Annotated in this window: 19 protein-coding genes and 18 pseudogenes; 1 reads left to right on the top strand and 36 read right to left on the bottom strand. The window is 71.8% G+C overall.

The features are described 5' to 3' along the window. Positions 1-56 precede the first annotated feature (56 nt). The 28 genes and pseudogenes from coaBC to G5V59_RS04055 all read right to left on the bottom strand — a co-directional run bounded on the left by coaBC (position 57) and on the right by G5V59_RS04055 (position 14,786). Positions 57-1,287 (bottom strand): annotated as a pseudogene (gene coaBC, locus G5V59_RS04155) (bifunctional phosphopantothenoylcysteine decarboxylase/phosphopantothenate--cysteine ligase CoaBC). Between the two features lie 13 nt (positions 1,288-1,300). Beyond that, a pseudogene (rpoZ, locus tag G5V59_RS04150) lies at positions 1,301-1,590 on the bottom strand (DNA-directed RNA polymerase subunit omega). Positions 1,591-1,642: 52 nt separating this feature from the next. After that, positions 1,643-2,156 (bottom strand): annotated as a pseudogene (gmk, locus tag G5V59_RS04145) (guanylate kinase). A gap of 57 nt (positions 2,157-2,213) precedes the next feature. Beyond that, complete coding sequence (mihF, locus tag G5V59_RS04140; protein ID WP_278255690.1) at positions 2,214-2,534, bottom strand: integration host factor, actinobacterial type; 321 nt, start codon at positions 2,532-2,534, stop codon at positions 2,214-2,216. Positions 2,535-2,596: 62 nt separating this feature from the next. Further along, a complete protein-coding gene (locus G5V59_RS04135; RefSeq protein ID WP_278255689.1) occupies positions 2,597-3,220 on the bottom strand; it encodes a hypothetical protein in 624 nt (207 codons plus the stop codon). A 21-nt stretch (positions 3,221-3,241) separates the two neighbouring features. Further along, entirely contained in the window at positions 3,242-3,973 is a 732-nt protein-coding gene (pyrF, locus tag G5V59_RS04130) for an orotidine-5'-phosphate decarboxylase (RefSeq protein ID WP_278255688.1), read from the bottom strand. Then, a complete protein-coding gene (locus tag G5V59_RS04125) occupies positions 3,970-4,482 on the bottom strand; it encodes an alpha-hydroxy-acid oxidizing protein (protein ID WP_278255687.1) in 513 nt (170 codons plus the stop codon). The genes pyrF and G5V59_RS04125 overlap by 4 nt, the downstream gene beginning before the upstream one ends. Next, a complete protein-coding gene (locus G5V59_RS04120) occupies positions 4,479-5,132 on the bottom strand; it encodes an alpha-hydroxy-acid oxidizing protein (protein ID WP_278255686.1) in 654 nt (217 codons plus the stop codon). The genes G5V59_RS04125 and G5V59_RS04120 overlap by 4 nt, the downstream gene beginning before the upstream one ends. Before the next feature lie 13 nt (positions 5,133-5,145). Further along, the gene (locus G5V59_RS04115) at positions 5,146-5,571 is read right to left on the bottom strand and encodes a hypothetical protein (RefSeq protein ID WP_278259622.1); all 426 of its coding nucleotides are present in this window, start codon (positions 5,569-5,571) and stop codon (positions 5,146-5,148) included. A gap of 118 nt (positions 5,572-5,689) precedes the next feature. Then, positions 5,690-6,022, bottom strand: a pseudogene (locus tag G5V59_RS04110) (dihydroorotate dehydrogenase (quinone)); the annotation flags it as partial. 140 nt (positions 6,023-6,162) lie between these two features. Next, positions 6,163-6,678 carry a hypothetical protein gene (locus G5V59_RS35645; protein WP_341350841.1) on the bottom strand — a complete coding sequence of 172 codons (516 nt, stop codon included), beginning with the start codon at positions 6,676-6,678 and terminating at the stop codon, positions 6,163-6,165. A gap of 75 nt (positions 6,679-6,753) precedes the next feature. Next, the gene (locus tag G5V59_RS35640) at positions 6,754-7,899 is read right to left on the bottom strand and encodes a hypothetical protein (RefSeq protein ID WP_341350840.1); all 1,146 of its coding nucleotides are present in this window, start codon (positions 7,897-7,899) and stop codon (positions 6,754-6,756) included. Then, on the bottom strand, positions 7,782-8,795 hold the full coding sequence (locus G5V59_RS35635; RefSeq protein WP_341350839.1) for a hypothetical protein: 1,014 nt from the start codon (positions 8,793-8,795) through the stop codon (positions 7,782-7,784). The genes G5V59_RS35640 and G5V59_RS35635 overlap by 118 nt, the downstream gene beginning before the upstream one ends. A 73-nt stretch (positions 8,796-8,868) precedes the next feature. Further along, positions 8,869-9,015: pseudogene (locus tag G5V59_RS35630) on the bottom strand (hypothetical protein); the annotation flags it as partial. Between the two features lie 441 nt (positions 9,016-9,456). Next, positions 9,457-9,519: pseudogene (locus G5V59_RS35625) on the bottom strand (hypothetical protein); the annotation flags it as partial. A 116-nt stretch (positions 9,520-9,635) separates the two neighbouring features. Continuing rightward, positions 9,636-10,016 (bottom strand): annotated as a pseudogene (locus tag G5V59_RS35620) (carbamoyl phosphate synthase small subunit); the annotation flags it as partial. A gap of 347 nt (positions 10,017-10,363) precedes the next feature. Further along, positions 10,364-10,597 (bottom strand): annotated as a pseudogene (locus G5V59_RS35615) (carbamoyl-phosphate synthase domain-containing protein); the annotation flags it as partial. A gap of 49 nt (positions 10,598-10,646) precedes the next feature. Next, positions 10,647-11,303, bottom strand: coding sequence for an amidohydrolase family protein (locus tag G5V59_RS35610; RefSeq protein WP_341350838.1), 657 nt, complete (start codon positions 11,301-11,303; stop codon positions 10,647-10,649). A gap of 2 nt (positions 11,304-11,305) precedes the next feature. Beyond that, the gene (locus G5V59_RS35605) at positions 11,306-11,713 is read right to left on the bottom strand and encodes a hypothetical protein (RefSeq protein ID WP_341351126.1); all 408 of its coding nucleotides are present in this window, start codon (positions 11,711-11,713) and stop codon (positions 11,306-11,308) included. After that, entirely contained in the window at positions 11,674-11,883 is a 210-nt protein-coding gene (locus G5V59_RS35600; RefSeq protein ID WP_341350837.1) for a hypothetical protein, read from the bottom strand. The genes G5V59_RS35605 and G5V59_RS35600 overlap by 40 nt, the downstream gene beginning before the upstream one ends. Beyond that, a complete protein-coding gene (locus G5V59_RS04090; protein WP_278255685.1) occupies positions 11,880-12,179 on the bottom strand; it encodes a hypothetical protein in 300 nt (99 codons plus the stop codon). Before G5V59_RS04090 ends, G5V59_RS35600 begins: the two co-directional genes overlap by 4 nt. A 265-nt stretch (positions 12,180-12,444) precedes the next feature. Then, positions 12,445-12,603, bottom strand: a pseudogene (locus tag G5V59_RS04085) (aspartate carbamoyltransferase); the annotation flags it as partial. 103 nt (positions 12,604-12,706) lie between these two features. Continuing rightward, positions 12,707-12,817 (bottom strand): annotated as a pseudogene (locus tag G5V59_RS04080) (aspartate carbamoyltransferase); the annotation flags it as partial. Continuing rightward, complete coding sequence (gene pyrR, locus G5V59_RS04075; protein WP_278255684.1) at positions 12,814-13,377, bottom strand: bifunctional pyr operon transcriptional regulator/uracil phosphoribosyltransferase PyrR; 564 nt, start codon at positions 13,375-13,377, stop codon at positions 12,814-12,816. The pseudogene G5V59_RS04080 and the gene pyrR, both read right to left, overlap by 4 nt. 101 nt (positions 13,378-13,478) lie before the next feature. Further along, a complete protein-coding gene (locus tag G5V59_RS04070; protein WP_278259621.1) occupies positions 13,479-13,979 on the bottom strand; it encodes a hypothetical protein in 501 nt (166 codons plus the stop codon). A 118-nt stretch (positions 13,980-14,097) separates the two neighbouring features. Further along, a pseudogene (locus G5V59_RS04065) lies at positions 14,098-14,256 on the bottom strand (LLM class flavin-dependent oxidoreductase); the annotation flags it as partial. Then, complete coding sequence (locus G5V59_RS04060) at positions 14,256-14,462, bottom strand: hypothetical protein (protein ID WP_278255683.1); 207 nt, start codon at positions 14,460-14,462, stop codon at positions 14,256-14,258. The pseudogene G5V59_RS04065 and the gene G5V59_RS04060, both read right to left, overlap by 1 nt. A gap of 84 nt (positions 14,463-14,546) precedes the next feature. After that, the gene (locus tag G5V59_RS04055; protein WP_341350836.1) at positions 14,547-14,786 is read right to left on the bottom strand and encodes a CsbD family protein; all 240 of its coding nucleotides are present in this window, start codon (positions 14,784-14,786) and stop codon (positions 14,547-14,549) included. Between the two features lie 107 nt (positions 14,787-14,893). Here G5V59_RS04055 and G5V59_RS04050 point away from each other — a divergent pair. Then, positions 14,894-15,793 (top strand): annotated as a pseudogene (locus G5V59_RS04050) (phosphatase PAP2 family protein); the annotation flags it as partial. Here the strand turns inward: G5V59_RS04050 and G5V59_RS04045 are convergent. The 8 genes and pseudogenes from G5V59_RS04045 to G5V59_RS35595 all read right to left on the bottom strand — a co-directional run. Continuing rightward, on the bottom strand, positions 15,754-16,053 hold the full coding sequence (locus tag G5V59_RS04045; RefSeq protein ID WP_278259620.1) for a hypothetical protein: 300 nt from the start codon (positions 16,051-16,053) through the stop codon (positions 15,754-15,756). The pseudogene G5V59_RS04050 and the gene G5V59_RS04045 overlap by 40 nt on opposite strands. 94 nt (positions 16,054-16,147) lie before the next feature. Next, positions 16,148-16,624 (bottom strand): annotated as a pseudogene (locus G5V59_RS04040) (FAD-dependent oxidoreductase); the annotation flags it as partial. Positions 16,625-17,520: 896 nt separating this feature from the next. Continuing rightward, positions 17,521-17,889 (bottom strand): annotated as a pseudogene (locus G5V59_RS04035) (transcription antitermination factor NusB); the annotation flags it as partial. A gap of 71 nt (positions 17,890-17,960) precedes the next feature. Further along, positions 17,961-18,531: pseudogene (efp, locus tag G5V59_RS04030) on the bottom strand (elongation factor P). A 71-nt stretch (positions 18,532-18,602) separates the two neighbouring features. Then, positions 18,603-19,057: pseudogene (locus G5V59_RS04025) on the bottom strand (type II 3-dehydroquinate dehydratase). A gap of 174 nt (positions 19,058-19,231) precedes the next feature. Then, positions 19,232-19,600, bottom strand: a pseudogene (locus G5V59_RS04020) (hypothetical protein); the annotation flags it as partial. Next, positions 19,528-20,094 (bottom strand): iron-containing alcohol dehydrogenase, encoded by a 567-nt coding sequence (locus tag G5V59_RS04015; protein WP_278255681.1) that lies wholly within the window; start codon positions 20,092-20,094, stop codon positions 19,528-19,530. The pseudogene G5V59_RS04020 and the gene G5V59_RS04015, both read right to left, overlap by 73 nt. A gap of 244 nt (positions 20,095-20,338) precedes the next feature. Beyond that, positions 20,339-20,635 (bottom strand): annotated as a pseudogene (locus G5V59_RS35595) (shikimate kinase); the annotation flags it as partial. Positions 20,636-20,642 lie beyond the last annotated feature (7 nt).

The following is a 20,642-nucleotide window of genomic DNA, read 5'->3' as shown; positions in this document are numbered from 1 at the left end:
GGCTGGATGGGCTGTGTTCCAACGATACGGACCGCTGGAGGTGATGCAGGCGGGTCTCAGGAAAGTCGGGGCACGACCTGGTCCCAGATCAGGTGGGCCAGGGCCGACTTCGACCCGTGCGGTACGTCGACGGCCGAGCCGTCCGCACCGAGGATCACCGCCTCGTTGTCGGTGCTGCCGAAGACCGCTCCACCACTGACGTCGTTGACGACCAGCAGGTCACAGCCCTTGCGGGCCAGCCTTGGCCCGGGCCAGGTCGAGGACGCTGCCGGTGTCGTCGCCCGTCTCGGCGGCGAACCCGACGATCACCGCACCGGGCCGGACCCGGTGGTGAGAGATCTCCTTGAGGATGTCGGGATTCTGTTGCAGCGTGATCGAAGGTGCCGATCCGTCCTCGGACTTCTTGATCTTGGTCTCCGACCGCGTGGTGGGCCGGAAGTCGGCGGGGGCGGCCGCCATCACCACCGCATCGGCGCTGGACGCCGCGCCGAGCACCGCGTCGCGCAGACTCGGCGGTCGACTCCACACGCACGACCTTGACCCCGGCAGGGTCGGGCAGCGTCACGTTGGCGGCGACCAGGGTGACCTCGGCCCCCCGGGCCGCGGCCGCGCGGGCGAGGGCGTAGCCCTGGCGACCCGAGGAGCGGTTGCCGAGGAAGCGCACCGGGTCGAGGCGCTCGCGGGTGCCGCCGGCGGAGACCACGACGTGCCGGCCGGTCAGGTCGGCGCCGTGGGTGCCCTCGTGCCCGGCCCGGGCGAGCACGTCGCGGGCCAGGCTCGAAGATCTCCTCGGGGTCCGGCAGCCGGCCCTTGCCGGTGTCGGCACCGGTCAGCCGGCCCTCGGCGGGCTCGATCACCAGCACGCCGCGCGAGCGCAGCGTCGCGACGTTGGCGACCGTGGCCGGGTGCTCCCACATCTCAGTGTGCATGGCCGGAGCCAGCACGACCGGACAGCGCGCGGTGAGCAGGGTGTTGGTCAGCAGGTCGTCGGCCAGCCCGTGGGCGGCCTTGGCCAGCAGGTCCGCGGTCGCCGGGGCCACCACGACCAGGTCGGCGCTCTGGCCGAGCCGGACGTGGGGCACCTCGTGCACGCCGGTCCAGACCTCGGCCGAGACCGGCTTGCCCGACAGCGCCGCCCAGGTCGGGGCGCCCACGAACTCCAGCGCCGCCGCGGTCGGTACGACGCTCACGTCGTGACCGGACTCGGTGAACCGTCGCAGCAAGCTCACAGGCCTTGTAGGCGGCGATGCCGCCGGAGACTCCGAGCACCACCCGGGGCCGGGACATGTGCGGCGTCAGATCACTCGGCGTCGGCGGCCGGGGCGGCCGGCGTGGCCGCGGCGGCAGCGGCCTGCTCGGCAGCGAGACCGGCCGGGTCGATGTCCTCGCAGGTCAGCAGGTCCTCGTTGATCTCGCGGAGCGCGATCGAGAGGGGCTTCTCCTGCACGTGGGTCTCGACGAGCGGGCCGACGTACTCCAGCAGGCCCTCGCCGAGTCTGGGAGTAGTAGGCGTTGATCTGCCGCGCACGCTTGGCGCTGTAGAGGACCAGCTTTGTACTTGCTGTCGGTCTTGGACAGCAGGTCGTCGATCGGGGGTTGGTAACACCCTCGGCGGCGATGTTCGGGGCAGACACGGAGGTCCTCACTGCTCGGTGGATGAGTCAACCATCAAGGCTACCAACTCCTCGACCGCAGCGTTAACTTCGCGGTTGACGATGGTCACGTCGAACTCCGCCTCGGCCGCCAGGCTCCTCGCGCGCGGTCGCCAGCCGGCGCTCGCGCTCCTCCTCGTCCTCGGTGCCACGACCGACCAGGCGCCGGACGAGCTCCTCCCACGACGGGGGCTTGAGGAAGACGAAGACGGCCTCCGGTGCGGTCTCGCGCACCTGGCGCGCGCCCTGCAGGTCGATCTCGAGCAGCGCGGGCCGGCCCTCGGCCAGCGCGGCGGCGACCGGGCCGCGCGGCGTGCCGTAGCGGTTGACGCCGTGCACGACCGCCCACTCCAGCATCTCGCCCTCGGCGACGAGCCGCTCGAACTCCTCGGGCGTCACGAAGTGGTAGTGCACGCCGTCGACCTCGCCGGGCCGTGGCTGCCGGGTCGTCGCGGAGACCGACAGGTAGATCTCGGGATGGCGCTCGCGCATCGCGGCGGCCACCGTGCCCTTGCCGACGGCGGTCGGTCCGGCGAGGACGAAGAGCCTTGGCCTCGTTGCTCATGCCTCGGGCGAGAACTCGCGCTCCAGCGCGGCGACCTGCTTGGCGCCCAGGCCCCGGACCCGGCGCGACTCGGCGATGCCGAGGCGCTCCATCACCTGACGCGCCCGGACCTTGCCCAGACCCGGCACGGACTGGATCAGGTCGAGCACCTTCATCTTGCCGATGACCTCGTTGACCTGACCCTGCTGCAGGACCTCGCTGATGGAGGCACCGGAGTTCTTGAGCCGGTTCTTGACCTCGGCCCGCTCGCGCCGGGCGGCCGCCGCCTTCTCCAGGGCGGCCTGGCGCTGTTCGGGAGTGAGAGGAGGCAATGCCACGAGGTCGGAGTCCTTCGGTTTTCGAGAACGTGAGCCGGCGGGAGCGCGCCGACGCCGTCAATCTAGCCATTGCCCGCCGACCGGGGCAATGCGGGCCGTGCCCGGTGCCCCCGGCCGGAGACGGCGCTCACAGGCTCAGCGGGGTCTTGCACACGTCGCGGGCCTGCTGCTGCACCCGTCCGATCGCGGTCGTGGTGTCCTGCGCGGCCAGGCCGGGTGGCGGCGGTCTCGATGGCCTTCACCTGCGCAGGCTCCAGGCCTGCCGGTGGCTTCGCGGCGTCGTACGACGAGGGGTCCACGCCCGCCTCGGTCAGCGCGTCGCGCAGCGCCCCCACCCGGTCGACGACCAGGCGCCAGTCGGCACGGATGTCGTCGGGCGCCTTGTCCGCCAGGTCCTCGAAGGCCGGGAGCGCCCGGAGCAGGCCGGTCTCCTTGCCGGCCGTCAGCGCAGCGCCGAGTCCGGAGCGGTGGTCGACCACGGCCGAGCAGTAGGCCTCGTAGGGGTCGTCGCGGCCGGTGTCGCGGAACAGCAGCACGCCGACGAGCACCACCCCCGCCAGCACGAGGAACAGCAGCGAGAGGTCGCGACGACCGGGACGCCTCACCCCAGCAGCCCGCGCAAGCTCGTCGTTGGCGCGCAGCACGGCGTCGCGCATCGCGACCGGGTCCGGGCCCAGGCGCAGCACCCCGCGCGAGGAGCCTGGGGATCACGTGGCGGGCGCTGGCGCCGAAGATGCGGAGGATGTCGCCCGTCGTACCGCCCTGCTCGCCGTAGCCGGGCGCCAGGATCGGGCCGTTGAGGTCGAGGTCCAGCCCGGAGCCGTCGATCGTCGCACCGACGACTGCACCGAAGGAGCCCAGCGGGCTCGCCCCGGCGTTGAGTCTCGCGCAGGTGGTCGAGCATCGCGGCGGCGACCGTGCGGCCGCCGAGTCTCCTCGGAGGTGCGGGCCTCCTGGACCTCCGGCCCCTCCTTGTTGGACGTCGCGGCGAGCACGAAGAGTCCGGCGTCGTGACGGCGCGCGGTGTCGACGAAGGGCAGCAGCGAGCCGAAGCCGAGATAGGGGCTGACCGTGATCGCGTCGCTGGCCAGCGGCGAGGACGGATCGAGGTAGGCGTCGGCGTAGGCCTGGGAGGTGGAGCCGATGTCCCCGCGCTTGACGTCGAGCAGGACCAGCGCGCCGGCGGCACGGGAGTCGGCGATCACCCGCTCCAGGACGGCGATCCCGCGGCTGCCGAAACGCTCGTAGAAGGCCGACTGCGGCTTCACGACGCTGACGTGCGGCGCCACCGCCTCGACCGCGCCGAGGGCGAAGCGCTCGAGCCCGGCGACGTCGTCGTCGTACCCCCAGTCGCGCAGGAGGGCTCCGTGCGGGTCGATCCCGACGCAGAAGGGGCCGCGCTCGGCCACCGCCGTCGCCACCCGGGCACCGAACGTCACGAGAGCCTCCTCAGGGCATCGGGGGTCAGGTCGGCCAGCGTCGGATAGCCGTCGACGGCCATGACCAGGTCGGCCTCGGCCTGCAGCGCGCGCACCTGGTGCACCGCGCCCGGTACGCCGCCGAGGGCCAGCGCGTAGACGTAGGGCCGGCCGATCGCGACGGCGTCGGCGCCCAGTGCCAGCGCCTTGACGACGTCCGCACCGGTGCGGACGCCGGAGTCGAAGACCACCGGCGCACGGCCGTCGACGGCAGCGACGACGTCGGGGAGCCAGTCCAGGGCCGCTCCCCCGCCGTTGGCCTGCCGCCCTCCGTGGTTGGAGCAGTAGATCCCGTCCACGCCCTCGTCGAGCGCGCGCCGCGCGTCGTCGGGGTGGCACACGCCCTTGACCAGGATCGGGAGGCTCGTCAACGAGCGCAACCACGGCAGGTCGGCCCAGGTGACCGGGTGGCCGAAGGTGCCGACCCAGGTCATCACGACCGTGCCGGGGTCGGGGTCCGGCCCGGTCATCTCCTGGAAGACCGGGTCGGAGGTGTAGTTGGCGAGCGCCTTGCCCCGCAGGCTGCGGGAAGTTGCCGCTCGCCAGGTCGCGCGGGCGCCAGCCCGGAACCCAGGTGTCGAGCGTGATCACGATCGCCTCGTAGCCCGCCGCCTCCGCCCGGCTGACGAGGCTGGCCGCGAGGTCGCGGTTCTTGGGGGTGTAGAGCCTGGAACCACTTGCCGGCCTCGCCGGTCGCGGCCGCCACGTCCTCGAGCGGGTCGCTCATCAGCGTCGAGCCGATGAGCGGTACGCCGGTCGCGGCCGCCACCTCGGCGGCGTGGATGTCGCCGTGCTGGTCCGGTGTGCACAGCCCTACGACGCCGACGGGCGCGAGCAGCAGCGGGCTGCTCAGCGTCCGGCCGAACAAACTCGACCGAGAGGTCCCGCTCGGGCTCGGCGCGGAACATCCGCGGCACCAGCGCCCACCGCGCGAACGCCTCGACGTTGGCGCGCTGGGTCGTCTCGTCCCCGGCTCCCCCGGCGACGTACGTGCGCAGGCTCGGGCGGGAGCGCCGCGAGGGCGTTGCGCTCCGGACCGGCGTGGTCGAACGGGTGGGCGGGCAGGGTCCCGCCGAGAGCGCCCAGGTAGAGACTCGATCTGGTAGTCGCCGAACGCCATCACGCGATTCCCTTCAGCAGACTTGCGGGGCCAGGCTCGGGCCACCGTAGATCAGGCCGCTGTAGACCTGCACGAGATCCGCGCCGGCGTCGATCCGCGCCCGGGCGTCCTCGGGCGTGGAGATGCCGCCGACCCCGATCAGGGTGAGCCGCTCGCCCACGACTCCGCGCAGCAGCCGGACGACCTCGGTGGAGCGCTCGATCAGCGGTGCGCCGGACAACCCGCCCGCGCCGCACGCCTCAACCTGCGCCGGGGTGGAGCGCAGGCCCTCGCGGGAGATGGTGGTGTTGGTGGCGATCACCGCGGCCAGGCCGAGGTCGAGGGCCATGTCGGCCACCGCGAGGACGTCCTCGTCGGAGAGGTCCGGGGCGATCTTCACCGCGAGCGGGACCTGCCGGTCCCCCGTCACCTCGTCGGCGGTACGACGCACGTGGGCCAGGAGCGGCGCGAGCTTCTCGACCGCCTGCAGGTTGCGCAGGCCCGGGGTGTTCGGAGAGCCTGACGTTGACGACGAGGTAGTCGGCGTACGGCGCGAGCAGGCGGGTGGACGTCTCGTAGTCCGCCTCCACCTGGGCCTGGTCGTCGTCGGGGACCACCTTGGACTTGCCGATGTTGACGCCGAGCACCAGCCCGCCCCGGCGCGGCTTGCGCTTGGCCAGGCGGGCGGCGACGGCGTGGGCACCGTCGTTGTTGAAGCCCATCCGGTTGACGACCGCACGGTCCTCGGGGAGCCGGAACAGCCGCGGCTTGGGGTTGCCGGGCTGGGCGAGCGCGGTCACCGTGCCGATCTCGACGTGGCCGAACCCGAAGGCGCCCATCTGGTCGAACACCAGGGCGTTCTTGTCGAAGCCGGGCGCGAGCCCGAGCCGGTTGGGGAAGGTGAGGCCCATCGCCTCGACCGGGCGGGTGCCGGGGATCGGCGCCCGGGTGAGCACCGGCGCCCCGGCCCGGAGGGCGTCGTAGGTCAGGTGGTGCGCCCTCTCGGCGTCCATCCGGACCAGGACGTTCTCGAAGACCCGGTCGTACAGGGTCATGCGTGCCACTCCTGGAGGGACTTGACCCCGATCGCACCGCCACGGATCGCCGCGATCCCCTGCACCGCCGCAGCGAGGCCCTGGACCGTGGTGATGCACGGCGTGCCCGTGAGCACCGCCGCCGAGCGGATCTCGTAGCCGTCGACCCGGGAGTCGCCGCCACCGGTCGCACCGTGCGGGGTGTTGACGATCAGGTCGATCTCGCCGTCGAGGATCATCTGCACGGTGGTCTTCTCCCCCGCCGGGCCGGTGCCCTCGAAGTGCTTGCGCACGATCGTGGCCTGGATCCCGTTGCGGCGCAGCACCTCGGCGGTGCCCTGCGTGGCGAGGATCTCGAAGCCGTAGTCGGCCAGCACCCGGGCGGGGAAGATCATCGTCCTCTTGTCTCGGTTGGCGATCGAGATGAAGACCTTGCCCTCGGTCGGCAGCGAGCCGTACGCCGCGGCCTGGGACTTGCTGAACGCGGTGCCGAAGTCGGCGTCGAAGCCCATCACCTCACCGGTGGACTTCATCTCCGGCCCGAGCACGGTGTCGACGAAGTCTGCCCTCCTTGGTGCGGAACCGGTTGAACGGCAGCACCGCCTCCTTCACCGCGATCGGCGCGTCGGCCGGAAGGGTGCCGCCGTCGCCCTCGGCCGGGAGCGCACCGGAGGCACGCAGACTCGGCGATCGACTCGCCCAGCATCACCCGGGCCGCGGCCTTCGCGAGCCTGGGTGCCGGTCGCCTTGGAGACGAACGGCACCGTGCGGGAGGCACGCGGGTTCGCCTCGATCACGTAGAGCACGTCCGCGCCGAGCGCGAACTGGATGTTGATCAGCCCGCGCACGCCGACGCCGCGGGCGATGCCGAGGGTCGCCTCGCGGATGCGGGTGATCTCGGCGTCCCCGAGCGTGATCGGCGGCAGCGCGCAGGAGGAGTCACCGGAGTGGATGCCGGCCTCCTCGATGTGCTCCATCACGCCGCCGAGGAAGAGCTCCTCGCCGTCGTAGAGGGCGTCGACGTCGATCTCCACGGCGTCGTCGATGAACCGGTCGACCAGCACCGGGCGGTCCGGGCTGATCTCGGTCGCCGCCTCGATGTAGGCCTCCAGGGCCTGGTCGCTGTAGACGATCTGCATGCCGCGCCCTCCGAGGACGTACGACGGCCGGACCAGCACCGGGTAGCCGATGGAGTGCGCGATCGCCTGCGCGTCCTCGAAGGACACCGCGGTGCCGTGCTTGGGCGCGACGAGGCCGGCCTCCGCGAGCACCCGGCCGAAGGCGCCGCGCTCCTCGGCGAGGTCGATCGCCTCGGGGCTGGTGCCGACGATCGGCACGCCCGCGTCCTGCAGGCCCTGGGCGAGACCGAGCGGGGTCTGGCCGCCGAGGGTCGCGATGACACCGGCGATCGGGCCCGCAGCCTTCTCCGCCTCGTAGATCTCCAGCACGTCCTCGAGCGTCAACGGCTCGAAGTAGAGCCGGTCCGAGGTGTCGTAGTCGGTCGAGACCGTCTCCGGGTTGCAGTTGACCATGATCGTCTCGTAGCCCGCCTCGGCGAGCGCGAGGCTGGCGTGCACGCACGAGTAGTCGAACTCGATGCCCTGGCCGATCCGGTTCGGGCCGGAGCCCAGGATGATCACCGCCTGCTTGCCCTCGGCTCGCGGCAGGACCTCGGTCTCCTCGTCGTAGGAGGAGTAGTAGTACGGCGTCTGTGCGGCGAACTCCGCCGCGCAGGTGTCCACGGTCTTGAACACCGGGCGCACCCCCGCGGTCTGCCGTGCGACGCGCACCTCCGACTCCGACAGCCCGCGGATGCCGGCGATCTGCGCGTCGGAGAAGCCGTGCCGCTTGGCCTGGCGCAGCGCGCCCGCGTCCAGGAGCCTCGGTGGCGGCGACCTTCTGCGCGATCTCGTCGATGAGGAAGAGCCTGGTCGACGAACCACGGGTCGATCTTGGTCGCGTCGTGCACCTGCTCCTGGGTGGCACCGGCGCGGATCGCCTGCATCACCTTCTGGATCCGGCCGTCGTGCGGGACCTTGACCGCCTCCAGCAGGGCGTCGCGGTCACCCGGGTCACCCGTCCAGTGGAACGGCGCCGCCTTGTTCTCCAGCGAGCGCAGCGCCTTGTTCAGCGCCTCGGTGAAGTTGCGGCCGATCGCCATCGCCTCGCCGACGGACTTCATGTGCGTGGTGAGCACCGGGTCCGCGGTCGGGAACTTCTCGAACGCGAAGCGCGGCACCTTCACCACGACGTAGTCGAGCGTCGGCTCGAAGGAGGCCGGGGTCTCCGCGGTGATGTCGTTGGGGATCTCGTCGAGCGTGTAGCCGACGGCGACCTTCGCGGCGATCTTGGCGATCGGGAAGCCGGTGGCCTTGCTCGCGAGGGCCGAGGAGCGCGACACCCGCGGGTTCATCTCGATGACGATGACCCGGCCGTCGGCGGGGTTGACGGCGTACTGGATGTTGCAGCCGCCGGTGTCGACGCCGACCTCGCGGATGATGCCGATGGCGAGGTCCCGCAGGTGCTGGTACTCGCGGTCGGTGAGCGTCATCGCCGGCGCGACGGTGATCGAGTCGCCGGTGTGCACGCCCATCGGGTCGAAGTTCTCGATCGAGCAGATGATCACGACGTTGTCGGCCTTGTCGCGCATCACCTCCAGGCTCGTACTCCTTCCAGCCGATGATCGACTCCTCGATCAGCACCTCGGTGGTCGGGCTGGCGGACAGGCCGGCACCGGCGATGCGGTGCATGTCGGCCTCGTCGTAGGCGATGCCGGAGCCCAGGCCGCCCATCGTGAAGGACGGCCGGACCACGACCGGGAAGCCGAGCTCGCCGGCGGCCTTCTCCACCTCCTCCATGGAGTGGCACACGAAGGAGCGGGCCACCTCGCCGCCGACCTTGTGCACGATCGCGTTGAACAGTCTCGCGGTTCTCACCGCGGTGGATCGCCTCGAAGGAGGCACCGATCATCTCCACGCCGTACTTCTCCAGCACACCGCTCTCGTGCGCCGCGATGGCGGCGTTGAGCGCGGTCTGGCCGCCGAGGGTCGGCAGGATCGCGTCGGGACGCTCCTTGGCGATGACCTTCTCCACGAACTCCGGGGTGATCGGCTCGACGTACGTCGCGTCGGCGAACTCCGGGTCCGTCATGATCGTGGCCGGGTTCGAGTTGATGAGGATGACCCGCAGGCCCTCCTCCTTGAGCACCCGGCAGGCCTGGGTGCCCGAGTAGTCGAACTCGCACGCCTGGCCGATCACGATCGGGCCGGAGCCGATCACCAGGACGGAGTTGATGTCGTCGCGCTTCGGCATCAGGCGGTCTCCTCGAGCAGGGTCACGAAACGGTCGAACAGGTAGGCCGCGTCGTGCGGGCCGGCGGCGGCCTCGGGGTGGTACTGGACCGAGAAGGCTCTTCACCACCCGAGGCGGAGCGCGACTCGAGGCCCTCGACGACGTCGTCGTTGAGGCACACGTGGCTGACGCTCGCGACGCCGTACGGCGTCTCGGTGTCGGTGTCGCGCGGCGCGTCCACGGCGAACCCGTGGTTGTGCGCGGTGACCTCGACCTTGCGGGTGGTCAGGTCCATCACCGGCTGGTTGATGCCGCGGTGGCCGTACTTGAGCCTTGTAGGTGCCGAAGCCGAGCGCCCGGCCGAAGAGCCTGGTTGCCGAAGCAGATGCCGAAGTACGGCAGGTCGCGCGCCAGCGCCTCCCGCAGCAGGCTCCACCTGGCCGGTGGTCGCGGCCGGGTCGCCCGGGCCGTTGGAGAAGAACAGCCCGTCCGGCCCCTTCCCACCAGCGCCGACGGCGAGCACGTCGTCGATGCTCGCGGTCGCGGGCAGCACGTGCACCTCGATGCCGCGCTCGCTCATCCGCTGCGGCGTCATGTCCTTGATGCCGAGGTCCAGGGCGGCGACGGTGAAGCGCTTCTCGCCCTGGGCCGGGACGACGTAGGCCTCGCCGGTCGAGACCGCCTCGGACAGGTTGGCGCCGGTCATCTCCGCGGACGCCTTGACCTTCTCCAGCAGCCTTCGCCGGGTCGGTCTCGACCGTGGAGATGCCGACCCGCATGGCACCCGCCTCGCGCAGGTGGCGGGTCAGCGCGCGGGTGTCGATCCCGGAGATCCCGACGACGCCCTGTGCCTGCAGGCTCGTCGTCGAGCGAGCGGCGCGAGCGCCAGTTGCTCGGGACGCGCGCGGGGTCGCGCACGACGTACCCGGCGACCCAGATCCGCCGCGACTCCTGGTCCTCGTCGTTGATGCCGGTGTTGCCGACGTGCGGCGCGGTCATCACCACGACCTGGCGGTGGTACGACGGGTCGGTCAGCGTCTCCTGGTAGCCGGTCATGCCGGTGTTGAAGACGGCCTCGCCGAAGGTCTCCCCCTCGGCGCCGTAGGCCTCGCCGTGGAACGTGCGGCCGTCCTCGAGGACGAGCAGGGCGGGGGTGCTCATACGAGCGCTCCTTCCAGGACGGTCGGCGTGCCACGCAGGAGCGTGGCGATCACCTTTCCGGTCGAGCTTTGCGGTCGTGCCAGGGGTTGTTGCGGCTCAGCGAGACGCTGTCCGCGCGGTCCACCACCACCTGGGCGGCGGGGTCGAGCAGGGTGAGGTTCGCGGGCTCGCCGACGGCGATCGGGCGGCCGTGACCGTCCAGGCCGGCGATCCGGGCGGGCTGGGCGCTCATCACCCGTGCCACACCGGCCCAGTCCAGCAGGCCGCTCTCGACCATCACCGTGGTGACGACGGGCAGTGCGGTCTCCAGCCCGAGCATGCCGAAGGCCGCGTCGACGAACGCGTGCTCCTTGTCGTGGCGAGCGTGCGGCGCGTGGTCGGTGGCCACCGCGTCGATCGTGCCGTCGGCCAGCGCGGCGCGCAGCGCCTCCACGTCCTCGGCCGGGCGCAGCGGCGGGTTGACCTTGTACGTCGGGTCGTAGCCGCTCAGCAGGTCGGTGGTCAGCAGCAGGTGGTGCGGCGTGACCTCCGCGGTCACGTCGATGCCCTGGGCCTTCGCCCAGCGGACCACCTCGACGCTGCCCGCGGTGGAGACGTGCGCGACGTGCACCCGGCTGCCGGTGTGGCGGGCGAGCATGACGTCGCGGGCGACGACGACCTCCTCGGCGATGCCGGGCCAGCCGGGCAGGCCGAGCCGGCCGGACAAACTCACCCTCGTGGCAGCAGGCGGACGGCCCGGCGAGCGAGGGGTCCTGGCTGTGCTGGCTGACCACACCGCCGAACGTCTTGACGTACTCCAGCGCGCGGCGCATGACCCGGGCGTCGTGGACGCACTTGCCGTCGTCGGAGAACACCCGCACCTTCGCGCGGCTGCGCGCCATCAGGCCGAGCTCGGCCAGGCTCCTCGCCCGCCAGGGCCTTGGTGACCGCGCCGACCGGCTGCACGTCGACGAGCCCGGCGGCCCGCCCCAGGTCGTAGACCCGCTCCGCCGCCTCGGCGGTGTCGGTGACGGGGTTGGTGTTGGCCATCGCGAGCACAGCGGTGAACCCGCCGGCAGCCGCGGCACGCGACCCGGTCAGCACGGTCTCGGCGTCCTCGCGGCCCGGCTCGCGCAGGTGGGTGTGCAGGTCGACCAGCCCCGGCAGGGAGCCTGCAGGCCCGCGGCGTCGATCGTGTCGTCGGCCTTCGCCGTGACCTTGCCCAGCCCGGCGATGGTGCCGTCCTGGACGAGCACGTCGCTCGTCGTGCCGTCGGGCAGGGTGGCGCCCTTGATCAGGAGGTTCATGCGGACGTCTCCTCGCCGGCGAGCAGGTGGTAGAGCACGGACATCCGGACCGCGACGCCCGCGGAGACCTGGTCGAGGACCAGGCTGTCGGCGGCGTCGGCGGCGTCCGGCGAGATCTCCAGGCCGCGGTTCATCGGGCCGGGGTGCAGGATCGGGGTGCCGGGCTTCAGCAGGGCCAGGCGGTCGCGGGTCAGGCCGTAGCCGATGGTGTACTCCCGTGCGGTCGGGAAGAACCCGCCGCTCATCCGCTCGCGCTGGACGCGCAGCATCATCACCGCGTCCACCTCGGGCAGCACCGGGTCCAGGCTCCCACGACGTGGCGAAGCCGGCCTCCTTCGACCAGTCCCCCACGCCTGCGGGCATCAGCGTCGGCGGCGCGACCACGGTCACGCTCGCGCCGAGCTTGACCAGGCTCTTGAGGTTGCTGCGGAACACCCGGCTGTGCGTGACGTCGCCGACGATCGCGACGTGCTTGCCCTCCAGCGTGCCGAGCCGGCGGGTCAGCGCGTAGCCGTCGAGCAGCGCCTGGGTGGGGTGCTCGTGGGTGCCGTCGCCCGCGTTGACGACCGGTACGTCGACCCAGCGGCTGATCTGCTCGGCCGCCCCGCTCGCGGAGTGCCGCACGACCAGCCCGTCGACGCCCATCGCCGTCACCGTCAGCACGGTGTCGCGCAGGGACTCGCCCTTGCTGGCGCTGCTGCCCTTGGCGGAGAGGTTGATGACGTCGGCGGAGAGCCACTTGCCGGCGATCTCGAAGCCTGGACCGGGTCCGCGTCGAGTCCTCGAAGAACAGGTTGATCACGGTCCGCCCGCGCAGGGCGGGCAGCTTCTTCACCTCGCGGCGCTGCACGTCGTGCATCTCCGCTGCGGTGGTGAAGACCTGGTGGATGTCGGCGACCTCCAGGTCGTCGATGCTGAGCAGGTGCCGGTTCACCGGATCGTCACCTCGTCCTCCCCGTCGGTCTCCCGCAGGCGCAGGCTGACCCGCTCGCTGCGGGCGGTCGGCAGGTTCTTGCCGACGTGGTCGGCGCGGATCGGCGACTCGCGGTGGCCGCGGTCCACCAGCACCGCCAGGCGTACGACGGCCGGGCGGCCCAGGTCCGAGAGCGCGTCCAGCGCGGCCCGGATGGTGCGCCCGGAGTAGAGCACGTCGTCGACGAGCACCACGGTCTTGCCGTCGATGCCGCCGGAGGGGACCTCGGTACGGTGCGGCGTGCGGGTGGGGTTCGAGCGGAGGTCGTCGCGGTACATCGTCACGTCGAGGGACCCGGTCGCGACCGTCGTACCCTCCACCTGGGCGATGTTCGCGGCGATCCGGTGCGCGAGCGGGACGCCACGGGTGTGCAGCCCGAGCAGCAGGAGGTCCTCGGCGCCCTTGTTGCGCTCGAGGATCTCGTGGGCGATGCGGACGAGTGCCCGGCTGATGTCGCCGGCGTCGAGGACGACGCGGCCCTCGGGACGCTGGCCCTCGGGGCTCGGGGCGTGGGTAGGCATCAGTGCGCCTGACCTCCTTCTCCGCCTCACAGGACGGCTCGTTAAAGGATGTCGATCGGGCTCCACCCTAGCGGCTCGGCGCCCTCACGGCCGCACCGGGGTCAGGCGTTGCGCAGCCTTTCCAGCAGCGGGCCGGCGGCCTCGTCGAGGAAGCGCTGCTGGTTGCGGTCCCCCACCTGCACGACCGCGACGTCGGTGAAGCCCGCCTCGGGGAAGGCCAGCACCGCCTCGGCGATCGCGTCCAGGTCCGGGCCGCACGGGATCGACCCCGACACGTCCTCGGGGCGCACGAACTGGCTCGCCGCCGCGAAGCCCGCTGGCGTCGGCAGGTCCGCGTTGACGCCCCAGCCGCCGCCGAACCAGCGGAACTGCTCGTGCGCGAGGGCCTCGCCCTCCTCCTGCGTCGGCGCCCAGCAGATCGGCACCTGCCCGACGGCCCGCGCCGTCGTACCGATCTCGGGGGCGCCGTTCGTGGCGTTCCACGACTCCACGAACGCGCTCTGGGGCTCGACCGCGACCAGGTGGTCCGCCTGGGCCGCGAACGCGGCGATCGCCCGGTCCCCGCCGACCGCCACCCCGATCCCGACCGGCTCGTCCGGCAGGTCCCAGATCCGGGCCGAGTCGACCTGGAAGAACTCCCCGCTGTGGTCGACCAGGCTCCCCGGTGTGCAGCGCGCGGATCACCTCGATCGCCTCGGCCAGCATCTGCTGGCGGGTCTCCACCCCCGGCCAGCCCTCGCCCACCACGTGCTCGTTGAGGCTCTCCCCCGTGCCGAGGCCGAGGGTGAAGCGGTTGTCCGAGAGCACCGCCAGGGTCGCGGCCTTCTGCGCGACGACCGCGGGGTGGTAGCGCAGCGTCGGGCAGGTCACGTAGGTCATCAGGTCCAGGCTCCGTGGTCGCCTGGGCGACGGCGCCCAGCACCGTCCAGGCGTACGGCGCGTGCCCCTGCTCCACCAGCCAGGGCGAGAAGTGGTCGCTGCAGACCGCGAAGTCGAAGCCGCGCCGCTCCGCGTCCTGCGCGTAGCCCACGAGCCTGCTTCGGGCCGCTCTGCTCGGTCATCAGGGTGTAGCCGAATCGGGTCATGGCTGCGCCGTACCCGTTGGCGGCCCGGACATGACGAAGGGGCCCCCGCCGAGGGGCCCCTTCGCGATCGTGCGGCTCAGCAGGTCACTTGAAGACGTCCTTCACCTTCTCGCCGGCCTGCTTGATCGCACCCTTGGCCTGGTCGCTCTTGCCCTCGGCCTCCAGGTCCTCGTTGTCGGTCGCCTTGCCGGCGGCCTCCTTCGCCTCACCGATCTTCTCCTCGGCGGTGTTCTTCAGGCTTTGTCGTCGAGACCCATGCTGGTCCACTCCCTTCGGTGTCGGGTGCCGCGCCCAGCGCGGCCGTGGCTGTCCGGTACCCGGCACCCGGGACCTGATCCGGTCCACGTCGAGGCGTTCCCGGATCCGATGACGCGCCCTCCGCCGTTCATGTCCGAGACGCGACCGATTAACCTCCGTCCCTGGAGGTCGTGATGACAGGTGGTGAGGCGGAGGCGGTCCCGGCGGCGCTGCCGCGGGTCGACCTGGTCCGGGTGCTGGGCGTGCTCGCCTTCGTCGCCGGCCTGGTGGCGTACATGCAGACCAGCGGCCTGCCCCGCCAGGGCTACCAGGTCGTGATCATCCTCTGGCTCGCCACGGTCGCGTGGGACGTGCGGCGTCCGGTGCGCGAGCACCTGGCCTTCCTGCGCGACTGGTGGCCGCCGTTCCTCGTGCTGCTGGCCTACCTCTACAGCCGCGGCGTCTCCGACGACCTGGGCGCCTTCTCGGTCCACTTCACCGAGCCGATCGAGGTGGACCGGTGGTTGTTCGGCGGGACGCTGCCGACGGAGTACCTGCAGGAGAAGTTCTGCGGGGTGCCCTGCCGGCAGTCCCTCGCCCCCCGCTGGTACGACGTGATCCTCACGACCGTCTACTACTCCCACTTCTTCGCCGCGCTCGCCATCGGTGCCGTGCTGTGGAAGCGCAAGCGCGAGGAGTGGGTCTGGTTCATGCGCCGCTACCTGGTGATCATCTCGCTGTCGGTGGTCTGCTACGTCCTCTACCCCATGGCACCGCCGTGGATGGCCGCGCGCGACGGATACGTCAGCGACGACGTCGCCCGGATCACCGGCCGCGGCTGGTTCGACCTGAGTGCGTCGACGGGCAGCACGACCACCGCCCACCAGAACGTCTCCGCGATCGGCAACCAGGTCGCGGCCATGCCCTCGCTGCACTCCGCGCTGGCGATCTTCATCGCCTGGTGGGTGATCGCCCGCTATCGCAGCCCGTGGCGGTGGAGCGTGCTGCTCTACCCCGCGAGCATGCTGTTCGCGCTCGTCTACTACGCCGAGCACTACGTCATCGACGAGATCGCCGGCGCCCTGCTCGTGGTGGTCGTGATGGCCGGCTGGGCATGGTGGGACCGGCGCCGCGCCGCCCGGGCACCCGAACCGATCGGGCTGAGGTCGTCGAGCGCGGTCTCGATCGCGCGGTGGAACGTCGGGTACGCGAAGTGCATCCCGCGCAGCGTGGCGACCGGCACCTCGCCGTGGATCGCGGTGACCAGCATCCCGATGATCTCGCCGCCGGCGGGACCGACGGCCGTGGCACCGACCAGCACACCGCGGTCGAGGTCGGCGACGACCTTGATCACGCCGTCGTTGCCGACCTTGTGCAGCCAGCCGCGGCTGGACTCGGGCAGCCTTCGCGATCCCGGTGCCGACGTTCAGCCCGGCGTCGCGCGCCTGCTTCTCGGTCATCCCGACCGAGCCGACCTCGGGGTCGGTGAAGGTCGCCCGCGACACCGCACGGTAGTCGGCCCACGGGCCGTCCTCGCCCGTCAGGTCCCGCACGGCGACCTTGGCCTGGTACATCGACATGTGCGTGAAGGCGCCCTTGCCGGTGATGTCGCCGATCGCCCACAGGCCCTCGACGCCCCGCACCCGCATCCGCTCGTCCACGTCGATGGTGCGCGCGGAGGGGTCGCCACCGACCGTGTCGAGACCGATCCCCCCGAGGTTGGTACGACGCCCCGCGGCCACCAAGAGCGCCTGGGCCTCGACGGAGGAGCCGTCAGCGAGCCCGATCCGGAAGGCGCCCTCGTGCGCGACAGCACTCACGCCCACCCCGGCCCGGACCGTGATCCCCTCGTCCTCGAGGGCCGCGGCGACGACTGCACTGGCCTCCGGCTCCTCGGGCCCGAGGATCCGCTCGCCCGCCTCCACGACGGTGACCTCGACGCTGAAGCGCGAGAACGCCTGGGCGAGTCTCGCAGCCGATCGCACCGCCGCCGAGGACGACCAGGCTGGTCGGCAGACTCACGGAGGCGGACGGCGTCCCGGTTGGTCCAGTACGGAGTGTCCGCGAGCCCGTCGATCGGCGGGACCGCCGGCTCGGTGCCGGTGTTAAGGACGACGCCGCGGCGGGCGGTCAGCACGACCTCGCCGTCGTCGGTCCTCACCACGACCCGCCCGGGACCGTCGAGGCGGCCCTCGCCGCGCACGAAGCGGGCGCCGGCGTCCTCCAGCCGCTTCACCGCGACCTCGTCGTCCCAGTCGTCGGTGGCCTCGTCGCGGATCCGGTCCGCCACGGGCGTCCAGTCCGGGTGCACGTCGGCGGAGCCGGCCAGGGCTCCGATCCGGCGCCCCTCGGCGAGCGCGTCGGCGGCCCGGATCATCATCTTCGACGGCACGCACCCGAAGTACGGGCACTCCCCACCGACGAGGCGGCGGTCCACACCGACCACGGAGAGTCCGGCCCGGGCGAGACTCGGCGGTGACGTGCTCACCTCCGGGTCCCAGTCCGACGACGACGACATCGACCTCATCCGGCTCAGGCATGGGCCCAGCCTGACACACCTTCCCGCGCGGGTCGCGCAAGACCGCTCAGCGCACCCAGGACCGGTAGGTGAGCACCGTGCGCAGGAGGCTTCACGCCGTCGCGGCTGCCGTTGACCGACCGCGCCTGCGCGTGGACGACGAGGCGGCGGGCGTCGCCGGTGCGCCTCCCAGGACGAGTGCGCCCACCCACGGCAGGGCGAGCAGCCCCAGGCGGCGTCGCGACCTCGTCTCCTTCTCCCAGGTCCTCATGACCGTAGGACGGTCTGGGAGGCCAGCAAGGGTCAACCGAGGAGCGAAGATCTCTCCGCCGGGCTCAGACGAGGGTGGACTTGCTGCGCTGGATCGCGCCGAGCACGCCGTTGACGAACGCCGGCGACTCGTCGGTCGACAGGCTCACGGACCAGTGCCATCGCCTCGGTCACCGCGACGGTGTCCGGCACGTCCTCGGCCCAGAGCATCTCCCAGACGCCGATGCGCAGGACGTTGCGGTCCACGGCGGGCATCCGGGTCAGTGACCAGCCGGTCGAGAACTCGGTGAGCACCTCGTCGATGCGGGTACGACGCTCGGTCACGCCCTCGACGAGCGTGGCGGTGTAGGGGTTGGTCGGCGCCTCGCCCTCGGCGCTGACCCGCGCCAGGGCCTCGACGCCCGTCTCGCCGCGCAGGTCGGCGGCGTAGAGGACGTCGAGGGCGCGCTTGCGGGCCTTGGTCCGGGCTCCCATCAGCCCTTCACACGGCTCAGGTAGGAACCACCCTCGCGGGTGTCGACCTTGATCTTCTCGCCCTGCTCGATGAAGAGCGGGACCTGGATCTCGGCGCCGGTCTCCAGCGTGGCCGGCTTGGTGCGGCCGGTGGCGGAGTCGCCGACGACGCCGGGCTCGGTGTAGGACACGACGAGACTCGACGGAGGCGGGCATCTCGATGAAGAGCACGCGGCCCTCGTTGGTGGCGAGGATGACGTCCTGGTTCTCCAGCAGGAAGCCGGCGGCGTCACCGACGATCTCCGGGGCGACCTCGAGCTGGTCGTAGTCCTGGACGTCCATGAAGACGAAGTTCGTGCCGTCGTTGTAGAGGTACTGGAACGAGCGGCGGTCGACCGTGGCGGTCTCGACCTTGGTGCCGGCGTTGAAGGTCTTGTCGACGTTCTTGCCCGACTCGACGTGCTTGAGCCTTGGTGCGGACGAACGCGGGGCCCTTGCCCGGCTTCACGTGCTGGAACTCGACTACCTGCCAGAGCCTGGTTCTCCAGGCTTGAGGACCATGCCGTTCTTGAGGTCGTTCGTCGTTGCCATGCGTCAGCCTTCTGTTCGAGATGTCGAAGATCGGGTGGCCCCAGGAGACGACACAGGGCCAGCGGGAGAGTCTAGTGGGCCGGATGCGCTGCGATGAATTCCAGCGCCTGCCGGTAGCCGTCGATGCCCTCGCCCTCGATCACCTTCGCGGCGTGCGGGGTGACCACCGAGGTGTGCCGGAACTCCTCCGGGCGCTTCGACGGGGCACTGATGTGCACCTCCACGAGCGGCGCGGTGAGCCTGCGCGCAGGCGTCGTAGAGGGCGTAGGAGTAGTGCGTCCACGCACCCGCGTTGAGCACGACCGGCCATGCCTTGTCGGCGGCGTCGTTGAGCCGGTCGAGCAAGCTTCGCCCTCGTGGTTGGTCTGGGAGAAGTGGACCTCCAGGCCCAGGCTCCTTGCCCCAGCGCGGCATCAGGCTCGTCCCGCAGGTCGAGGTGCGTCGTCGTGCCGTAGATCTCCGGCTGCCGCCTGCCCAGCCGGCCCAGGTTGGGACCGTTGAGGACGTAGACGTCGCGCTCGCTCATGCCCCGGATCCTAGAGCGGCGTAGGCCGCGCGCAGGTCCTCCTCGGACGGACCGGCCAGCACGACCGGCCGACCGACGTCCTCCAGCACGACGAAGCGGAGCCTGGTTGCCGCGCGACTTCTTGTCGACCCGCATGGTCGCCAGCAGGTCCTCGAAGGACGCGCCGTCCCAGGAGGTGGGGAGGCCGACCCGGCCGAACGTCTCCCGGTGGCGGGCGACCACGTCGGGCGTGAGCGAGCCGGCGCGGGCGGCCGGACCGGCGACGTACACGCACCCGATGGCGACGGCCTCGCCGTGCCGGATGGTGTAGTCGGTCGCCCGCTCGATCGCGTGCGCCAGGGTGTGGCCGTAGTTCAGCGCCTCGCGGCCGGGGTGACCGCCCTGGCCGCCGGTCTCGCGCAGGTCACCGGCGACGACCTCGGCCTTGACCCGGACCGACCGCTCGACCAGACTCGCGCAGCACCGGTGAGTCAGCGGTGAGCGCGGCGGGATCGGTCGTCTCGACCAGGCTCGAGGATGCGGGGATCGGCGATGAAGCCGCACTTGACGACCTCGCCGAGGCCGGCGACGAGCTCCGCGCGCGGCAGGCTCGCCAGCAGCGCCAGGTCGCAGAGAACGCCGGCCGGCTCGTGGAAGGAGCCGACGAGGTTCTTGCCCGCGGGGGTGTTGATGCCGGTCTTGCCGCCGACCGCCGCATCGACCATCGCCAGCAGCGTGGTCGGCACGTGCACGACCGCGACGCCGCGCAGCCAGGTCGCCGCGACGAAGCCGCCGAGGTCGGTCGTCGCGCCGCCGCCGAGGGTGACGACGGCGTCGGAGCGGGTGAAGCCGTCCTCGCCGAGCGCCTCCCAGCACGCGGCGGCGACCTCCCAGGCTCTTCGCCTCCTCGCCGTCGGGCACCTGCAGGACGACGACCTCGAGCCCGTCGAGCAGGTCCGCGAACGGGTCGAGCAGGTCCTCCAGGGACTCCGGGCACACGATCGCGACGCGCTGTACACCGGCCGGCAGCAGCCCGCGCAGGCGGTCGAGGACACCATGGCCCACCACGACGTCGTACGGCGACGCGGTGGCCACGCTGATCACGGTCGGCTCGGTCACGACTCTCCTCCGGTGAGGGCGGCGAGCACCTCGGCCGCCACGTCCTGGGGCGGGCGCCCGTCGGTCTCCACGACGACGCGGGCCAAGCCCTCGTAGACGGGGGTGCGCTCGTCGAGCAGCCTGCTTCACGCGGGAGCGGATGTTGCCGAGCAGCAGCGGCCGGCCCACACCGAGGCCGACCCGCTTGACCGCGTCGGCGAGGCCGACCCGGAGAAAGACCACCTGGTGCGCCGCCAGCAGCGCCTGGGTGGCGGGATCGAGGACCGCGCCACCGCCAAGCGAGAGCACCCCGTCGTGGCCGGCCAGGGCCGCGGCGACGACCTCCCGCTCCAGCGTCCGGAAGGCCTGCTCGCCGTCGTCGACGAACATGTCCTGCACGCTCTTGCCGGCCCGCTCCTCCACGAGCGCGTCGGAGTCGGCGAAGCCCACCCCGAGCGCGTCGGCGACCAGCCGGCCCACGGTCGTCTTGCCGGCGCCCATGGTGCCG

The sequence above is a fragment of the Nocardioides convexus genome, assembly GCF_011090295.1.
This window is presented reverse-complemented; position numbering and strand designations above follow the sequence as displayed.